This window comes from Piscinibacter sp. (assembly GCF_050175855.1).
GTDB lineage: Bacteria > Pseudomonadota > Gammaproteobacteria > Burkholderiales > Burkholderiaceae_C > Piscinibacter.
On record NZ_JBFXIO010000281.1, the window covers coordinates 1 to 7,033 of the forward strand.

7 protein-coding genes are annotated in these 7,033 nt (G+C 68.8%); 5 read left to right on the top strand and 2 right to left on the bottom strand.

Translation table 11 applies throughout. The annotated features are described in order from the left end of the window. The coding region (locus tag AB7U92_RS18760) for a DUF3362 domain-containing protein (protein ID WP_428580420.1) at nucleotides 1-599 on the top strand (599 nt) is incomplete at its 5' end. Between the two features lie 75 nt (nucleotides 600-674). Here AB7U92_RS18760 and AB7U92_RS18765 read toward each other — a convergent pair. After that, on the bottom strand, nucleotides 675-1,121 hold the full coding sequence (locus AB7U92_RS18765; protein ID WP_428580423.1) for an acyl-CoA thioesterase: 447 nt from the start codon (nucleotides 1,119-1,121) through the stop codon (nucleotides 675-677). A gap of 63 nt (nucleotides 1,122-1,184) precedes the next feature. Here AB7U92_RS18765 and AB7U92_RS18770 point away from each other — a divergent pair, with 63 nt between their 5' ends. Next, complete coding sequence (locus AB7U92_RS18770) at nucleotides 1,185-3,005, top strand: ABCB family ABC transporter ATP-binding protein/permease (RefSeq protein WP_428580437.1); 1,821 nt, start codon at nucleotides 1,185-1,187, stop codon at nucleotides 3,003-3,005. Here the strand turns inward: AB7U92_RS18770 and AB7U92_RS18775 are convergent, their stop codons facing one another. Continuing rightward, nucleotides 3,006-4,202 (bottom strand): CynX/NimT family MFS transporter, encoded by a 1,197-nt coding sequence (locus tag AB7U92_RS18775; protein WP_428580426.1) that lies wholly within the window; start codon nucleotides 4,200-4,202, stop codon nucleotides 3,006-3,008. A gap of 66 nt (nucleotides 4,203-4,268) precedes the next feature. On the opposite strand from AB7U92_RS18775, the gene AB7U92_RS18780 reads away from it, so the two are divergent. From AB7U92_RS18780 to AB7U92_RS18790, 3 genes are all read left to right on the top strand, one after another. Next, on the top strand, nucleotides 4,269-5,204 hold the full coding sequence (locus AB7U92_RS18780; RefSeq protein ID WP_428580428.1) for a LysR substrate-binding domain-containing protein: 936 nt from the start codon (nucleotides 4,269-4,271) through the stop codon (nucleotides 5,202-5,204). A 230-nt stretch (nucleotides 5,205-5,434) separates the two neighbouring features. Further along, complete coding sequence (locus tag AB7U92_RS18785) at nucleotides 5,435-6,337, top strand: amino acid ABC transporter substrate-binding protein (protein ID WP_428580431.1); 903 nt, start codon at nucleotides 5,435-5,437, stop codon at nucleotides 6,335-6,337. Nucleotides 6,338-6,465: 128 nt separating this feature from the next. Next, on the top strand, nucleotides 6,466-7,033 hold a 568-nt coding region (locus tag AB7U92_RS18790; protein WP_428580434.1), incomplete at its 3' end, for an amino acid ABC transporter permease.

Sequence of the window (7,033 nt, forward strand, 5' to 3'; positions counted from 1 at the left end):
AGGAAGGGCCGCTGTCGAAGATGATGAAGCCGGGCATCGGCAGCTACGACCGCTTCAAGCAGATGTTCGAGAAATACAGCGCCGAGGCGGGCAAGAAGCAGTTCCTGATTCCGTACTTCATCGCCGCCCACCCCGGCACGCGCGACGAGGACATGATGAACCTCGCGCTGTGGCTCAAGCGGAACGGATTCCGCGCCGACCAGGTGCAGACCTTCTACCCGAGCCCGATGGCCACGGCCACGGCGATGTACCACTCGGGCATGAACCCGCTGAAGGGCATCAGCCGCGACGAGACGCGCGCCGAGCGCGTCGACATCGTTCGCGGCGATAAGCGGCGCCGCCTGCACAAGGCCTTCCTGCGCTACCACGACCCCAACAACTGGCCGCTGCTGCGCGACGCGCTCAAGGCCATGGGCCGCGCCGACCTGATCGGCAACGGCAAGCACCACCTGGTGCCCACCTTCCAGCCGGCCACCGACGGCAGCTACCAGAGCGCACGACGCAAGAACTCCACGTCCAGCGGTGCACGCACGTCGCCGGTCACCAAGGGCCGGGTGCTGACCCAGCACACCGGGCTGCCGCCGCGCAAGACGAAGTAGCGGAGGTGTCCGGCGTCGGGCCGTCCCAAGCCGGACGGCGCCCCTCGGGGGCAAGAGCGTAGCGACTGGAGGGCACTATTCCTTGGGCAACTTGCGCGGCTGCCCTTGCATGTCGATCGCCACGTAGGTGAGGTTGGCCTCGGTCACCTTCACCACCTGCAGGTTGGCCGGGTTGCGCTCGGCGTAGACCTCCACGTGCACGGTGATCGAGGTGGTGCCGATGCGCTCCACCTTGGCGTAGAAGCTGAGCAGGTCGCCCACCGACACCGGCTGCTTGAAGATGAACTGGTTGACCGCTACGGTGGCGATGCGCCCCTTGGCGATGCGCGCCGGCAGCACGGCGCCGGCCAGATCGACCTGGGCCATGATCCAGCCGCCGAAGATGTCGCCGTTGCCGTTGGCATCGGCCGGCATCGGCATCACGCGCAGCACCAGCTGGCGGTCGCCCGGCAGCGTCACCGGCGAGAGATGCTGCGGATCGGCGCTCGGAAGGCCGGGGGAGGGGCTTGAAGTCTCGGGCATGATCCTGCACCTGCGGTGGCTGTCGCCGCATTCTTCCACGCCCGACTCTCCCGTCACACCTTCATGCGCCGCCACAGCCTGCCCGCCCCGACCGCCCAGGCTGAATCCCCCTCGGCGCCGCGCTCCGACTGGCGGGCCCTGAAGAAGCTCGCACCCTACGTCTGGCAATGGCGCTGGCGGGTGGGTGTGGCGCTGGGTTTCCTGGTGGCCGCCAAGCTGGCCAATGTCGGCGTGCCGCTGGTGCTCAAGCAGATCGTCGATGCGCTCGACCTGAAGCCCGGCGATCCGCACCACGCTCTGGTGGTGCCGGCGGCGCTGCTGCTCGCCTACGGCGCTCTGCGCGTGTCGGTCACGCTGTTCACCGAACTGCGCGAGTTCCTCTTCTACCCGGTGGCGGCGCGCATCGCGCGACGCGTGTCGCTGGAGACCTTCGACCACCTGCTCAGCTTGAGCCTGCGCTTCCACCTCGAGCGCCAGACCGGCGGCGTCTCGCGCGACATCGAGCGCGGCTCGCGTGCCATCCATGCGCTGCTGAATTACACCATCTACAACATCCTGCCCACGCTGGTGGAGATGGTGCTGGTCATCTCACTGCTGTCGGCCAAGTTCGACGGCTGGTTCGCTGCCATCACGCTGTCGGCGCTGGCCGCCTACATCCTCTTCACCGTCACCGTGACCGAATGGCGCACGCACTTCCGCCGCGCCATGAACGAGCAGGACAGCAAGGCCAACACCAAGGCGGTCGACGCGCTCATCAACTACGAGACGGTGAAGTATTTCTCCAACGAGGGCTTCGAGCAGGCGCGCTACGACGAGAACCTGCAGCGCCTGGAGAAGGCCTCGGTGAAGTCGCAGACCTCGCTGTCGCTGCTCAACCTCGGCCAGAGCCTGATCATCTCGGCGACGGTCGTGCTGCTGGTCTGGCGGGCCACCGTCGGGGTGGTCGACGGCTCGATGACGCTGGGCGACCTGGTGCTGGTCAACGCGCTGATGATCCAGCTGTACATCCCGCTGAACTTCCTCGGCGTGATCTACCGCGAGATCAAGCAGTCGACCATCGACATGGAGAAGATGTTCGCGCTGCTCGGGCAACACCGCGAGGTGGCCGACGTGCCGGGCGCGCAGCCGCTGCAGACGCACGGCGGCACGGTGCGCTTCGAGAACGTGCGCTTCGGCTACGACCGCGACCGCGAGATCCTGCACGGCGTGAGCTTCGAGATCCCCGCGGGCAAGACGGTGGCGGTGGTCGGTCCTTCCGGTTCCGGCAAGAGCACGCTGGCGCGGCTGATGTTCCGCTTCTACGACGTCGGCGAGGGCCGCATCAGCATCGACGGCCAGGACATTCGTTCGGTGACGCAGAAGAGCCTGCGCCAGGCGATCGGCATCGTGCCGCAGGACACGGTGCTGTTCAACGACACGGTGGAATACAACATCGCCTACGGCCGCCCGGGCGCCAGCCGCGCCGAGGTGGAAGAGGCCGCGCGTGCGGCGCACATCCACGCCTTCATCACCTCGACGCCCAAGGGCTACGACACGATGGTCGGCGAGCGGGGGCTGAAGCTCTCCGGCGGCGAGAAGCAGCGCGTGGCGATCGCGCGCACGCTGCTGAAGAACCCGCCGGTGCTGATCTTCGACGAGGCCACCTCGGCGCTGGATTCCGCCAATGAGCGCGCCATCCAGGAGGAGCTCAAGAGCGCGGCACGCAACAAGACGGCGCTGGTGATCGCGCATCGCCTCTCGACCGTGGCCGATGCGCACCAGATCCTGGTGATGGAGCATGGCCGCATCGTCGAGCGCGGCACGCACGCCGAACTGCTGGCCCTGGACGGCCGCTACGCCGAGATGTGGCGGCTGCAGCAGGCCGGCGAGGACATCGAGGCCTGATCAGCCTCGCAGACGCCGCGCCAGCTGCGCGGCCAGCAGCACGCCGAGCAGCGAGGCGGTGCCGGTGGCCCAGCCGGTCCAGTGCCAGCCGCCGGCGCGCGCGGCCAGCCAGGCGGCGATCGGCGGGCCGGCGAACTGGCCGAAGGCCGACCACTGCTGCATCCAGCCGACCGTGGACGAGACGGTGTCCTCGCCCGGCGCCACCCGCATTGCCACCGCGAACAGCGTGGCCGGCACCATGCCGCCGGTCATCGAGAACGTGAGCACGGCCAGGTAGCGCAGCGTGGGCGGAAGGCCGGCGCCGTCGCTGCCGGCGAAGGCGGCAGCAGCCGCCAGCGCCATCACGACGAAGCCGGTCGCGAGCAAGCGCGGCGGTTCCACGCCGCGCTGAAGCAGCCGGCCCGCGCCGAGGTTGCCGATCATGTTCACCGCGGCGGCCAGCGCGGTCAGCGCCGCGGTCGCCGCGGCGCCCACGCCGGCGCCGGCATAGATCACCGGCAGGAATCCGATCACCGCCAGCCACTGGCTCGAATAGAGCGCGAAGCTGGTGGCCACCAGCCACGGCCCGCTGGCACCCAGCGTGCGCCGAAGGCGGGGCATCACGCCGCTGGCGGCCTGCGTGGCAGGCGCAGCCGCCTCGGCCACGCCGCGCCACAGGGCCAGGCCCATCAGGCCCGAGAGGAGGCCGAGCGCCAGCCACCAGCTGCGCCAGCCGAAGGTGGCGATCCACAGCGGCCCGGCCAGCAGCCCGAGCGCCGCGCCCAGCGGCATGTAGGTGCCCCACAGGCCGAGCATGCGCGGCAGCCGCTGTGCCTGCACGAGCCGGCGGATCAGCCCCGGCGCCGGCAGCACCACCATCAGGAAGCCGAAGCCTTCCGCCGCGCGCAGCGCCAGCAGCATCGGCACGCCCGGTGCCAACGCTCCCAGCGCACTCGAGGCCGCCAGAAGCGCCAGGCCCGCCAGCATGCTGCGCCGCAGACCCATCGCATCGGCCAGCACGCCGAAGGCGATGCCGGCGGCCATGCCGGCGGCCTGCACCAGCGACAACAGGAATCCGGCTTCGACCAGCGACATGCCCAGCGCCTCGCGCAGCGTGGCGATCGCCGGCGGCAGTTTGCCCACGTGCAAGGCGGCGCAGACGCCGGCGGCGAACACGAGCCGGGCGGCGCGCTCGGGGTGAGAAGGCGTCGAGTTCATCGGGCCGGCAGTGTGCCCGTTATCCCGTAGCGGCGGGCCGTGCGCCGCTCGCTACACTTGCCGGCCGTGGAAACCAAGTGGCTCGAGGACTTCATCAGCCTGGCCGAGACGCGCAGCTTCTCGCGCTCGGCGCAGCTTCGCCACGTCACGCAGCCGGCCTTCTCGCGGCGCATCCAGGCGCTCGAAGCCTGGGCCGGCATCGACCTGGTCGACCGCTCCTCCTACCCGACGCGGCTCACGCCGGCCGGCGAGACCTTCCACTCGCAGGCGCTGGAGATCCTCGGCGCGCTGCAGGCCACGCGCAACATGATGCGCGGCCACCAGAGCGGCGCGCAGGACATGATCGAGTTCGCGGTGCCGCACTCGCTGGCCTTCACCTTCTTCCCGCACTGGGTGATGGACCTGCGCAGCCGCTTCGGCGCGCTCAAGAGCCGACTGATCACGCTGAACGTGCACGACGCGGTGATGCAGCTCACCGAAGGCAGCTGCGACCTGCTGATCGCCTACCACCACCCGAGCCAGCCGCTGCAGCTCGCACCCGAGCGCTACGAGATGCTCAGCCTGGGCCACGAGACGCTGGCGCCCTATGCGCGCGGAGACGACGGCAGCCAGCCGCTGTTCCGCCTGCCGGGCAGCGCAGCCCGCAAGGTGCCCTATCTCGGCTACGGCGAAGGCGCCTACCTCGGCCGCCTGGTCGAGGTGATCGTCAAGCAGGCCGCGGTGCCGCCGCAGCTCGACGCGATCTACGAAACCGACATGGCCGAGGGCCTGAAGGCGATGGCGCTCGAGGGCCACGGCCTGGCCTTCCTGCCGGCCAGCTCGGTGAAGAAGGAGCTCAAGAGCAAGCGCCTGGTGCGGGCGGCCGATGCCGGCCAGTACGAGATCACGATGGAAGTGCGTATCTACCGCGAGCGCCCCGAGCTGGCGCGCCACAACAAGGCCGGTGCGCTGGCGCTGTGGGAGTTCCTGCGCGGCGACGCCCGCAAGGCGACTACGGGTTGACCCTGGGGCCGCATGCGCGGCGCGCATCGGCGGCTGCCGCAACGGCATTGGCGCGGGGTGCCGCCGCGGCCCTACAGTCCGCGCCCAAGCCGGCAGGCGGTGGCATGGAGGTTGCGAAGCCTGCCACTCGCCATCGCACCGCGAACGCGGGGAACTACGTGCCGGCGCGTCCACCGCGCTCCCTAGAATCCCGTTTCTCTCCCTCTCAACCCTCACAAGCAGGAGCCCTCATGAAGAAGACGATGCTCGTTCAGGCCATCGCCCTGGTAGCGGCCTCGGTCGCATTCGGCGCCCACGCCGACACGCTCAAGAAGATCAAGGACAGCGGCAGCGTGACGATGGGCGTGCGCGAGTCCTCGGGTGCGCTGAGCTTCACGCTCGGCGACGGCAAGTACGCCGGCTTCCACGTCGAGGTCTGCAGCCGCGTGCTCGGCGACATCCAGAAGCAGCTCGGCCTGGCCAAGCTCGACGTCAAATACCAGCCCGTGACCTCGCAGAACCGCATCCCGCTGGTGCAGAACGGCACCGTCGACATCGAGTGCGGCTCGACCACCAACAACGCCGCACGCCAGAAGGACGTGGCCTTCGCCGTGACCACCTACGTCGAGGAAGTGCGCATCGCCGTCAAGGCCAACTCGGGCATCACTTCGATCGCGCAGCTCAACGGCAAGAAGGTCGCCACCACCACTGGCACCACCAGCGTGCAGCTGCTGCGCAAGCACGAGCGTGCCGGCGGCGTGAGCTTCGAGGAAGTGTTCGGCAAGGACCACGCCGACAGCTTCCTGCTGCTGGAGAGCGGCCGTGCCGACGCCTTCGTGATGGACGGCCAGATCCTGGCCGGCAACATCGCCAAGTCGAAGAACCCGGCGGACTTCAAGATCGTCGGCGAGGTGCTGTCGGTCGAGCCGATTGCCATCATGATCCGCAAGGACGACCCGGCATTCAAGAAGGCGGTCGACGGCAGCATCACGGCGATGATGAAGTCCGGCGAGATCGCCAAGCTCTACGACAAGTGGTTCATGCAGCCGATTCCGCCGGCCAACACCAAGGTCGGCCTGCCGGTCAGCGAGGCCACCAAGGCGGCGTGGGCGAACCCCAACGACAAGCCGATGGAAGACTACGCCAAGAAGTAAGCCGGCATCACGTAAGCCCTGAGCCTGCGGGCGCGGGGCTTGCTTATGCTGCGCAAGCGCGGCGACGGTGATCCCGCGTCGCGCTTGTTTTTTTGGCTGCGCACTCGAACAAGATCAGGAGGCAGCGGATGACTTGGGACTGGCAGGTCTTCCTGCAGGACACGGGGGGCGGCGAGACCTACCTCCAATGGATGCTCTCGGCCTGGGGCTGGACGCTCTCGGTGGCCGGCTGCTCGCTGGTGGTGGCGTTGGCGGTGGGCTCGCTGATGGGCATCCTGCGCACCACGCCGAGCAAGGGGCTGGTGTTCCTGGGCAACGCCTGGACCGAGCTGTTCCGCAATATCCCGCTGCTGGTGCAGATCTTCCTCTGGTACCACGTGGTGCCTTCGCTGATCCCGCCGCTCAAGAGCGTGTCGAGCTTCGTGCTGGTGGTGCTGGCGCTGGGCTTCTTCACCTCGGCGCGCATCGCCGAGCAGGTCAAGGCCGGCATCCAGGCGCTGCCGCGCGGCCAGCGCTACGCGGGCCTCGCGATGGGCCTGACGCTGCCGCAGACCTACCGCTACGTGCTGTTGCCGATGGCCTTCCGCATCGTCATCCCGCCGCTGACCAGCGAGTCGATGAACATCATCAAGAACTCGTCGGTGGCCTTCGCGGTGAGCATCGCCGAACTCACGATGTTCGCGATGCAGGCGCAGG

Coding starts and splice junctions, on each gene's coding strand:
- AB7U92_RS18765 (WP_428580423.1), bottom strand. CDS start 1,121: ATGCCCGAGACTTCAAGCCCCTCCCCCGGCCTTCCGAGCGCCGATCCG.
- AB7U92_RS18770 (WP_428580437.1), top strand. CDS start 1,185: ATGCGCCGCCACAGCCTGCCCGCCCCGACCGCCCAGGCTGAATCCCCC.
- AB7U92_RS18775 (WP_428580426.1), bottom strand. CDS start 4,202: ATGAACTCGACGCCTTCTCACCCCGAGCGCGCCGCCCGGCTCGTGTTC.
- AB7U92_RS18785 (WP_428580431.1), top strand. CDS start 5,435: ATGAAGAAGACGATGCTCGTTCAGGCCATCGCCCTGGTAGCGGCCTCG.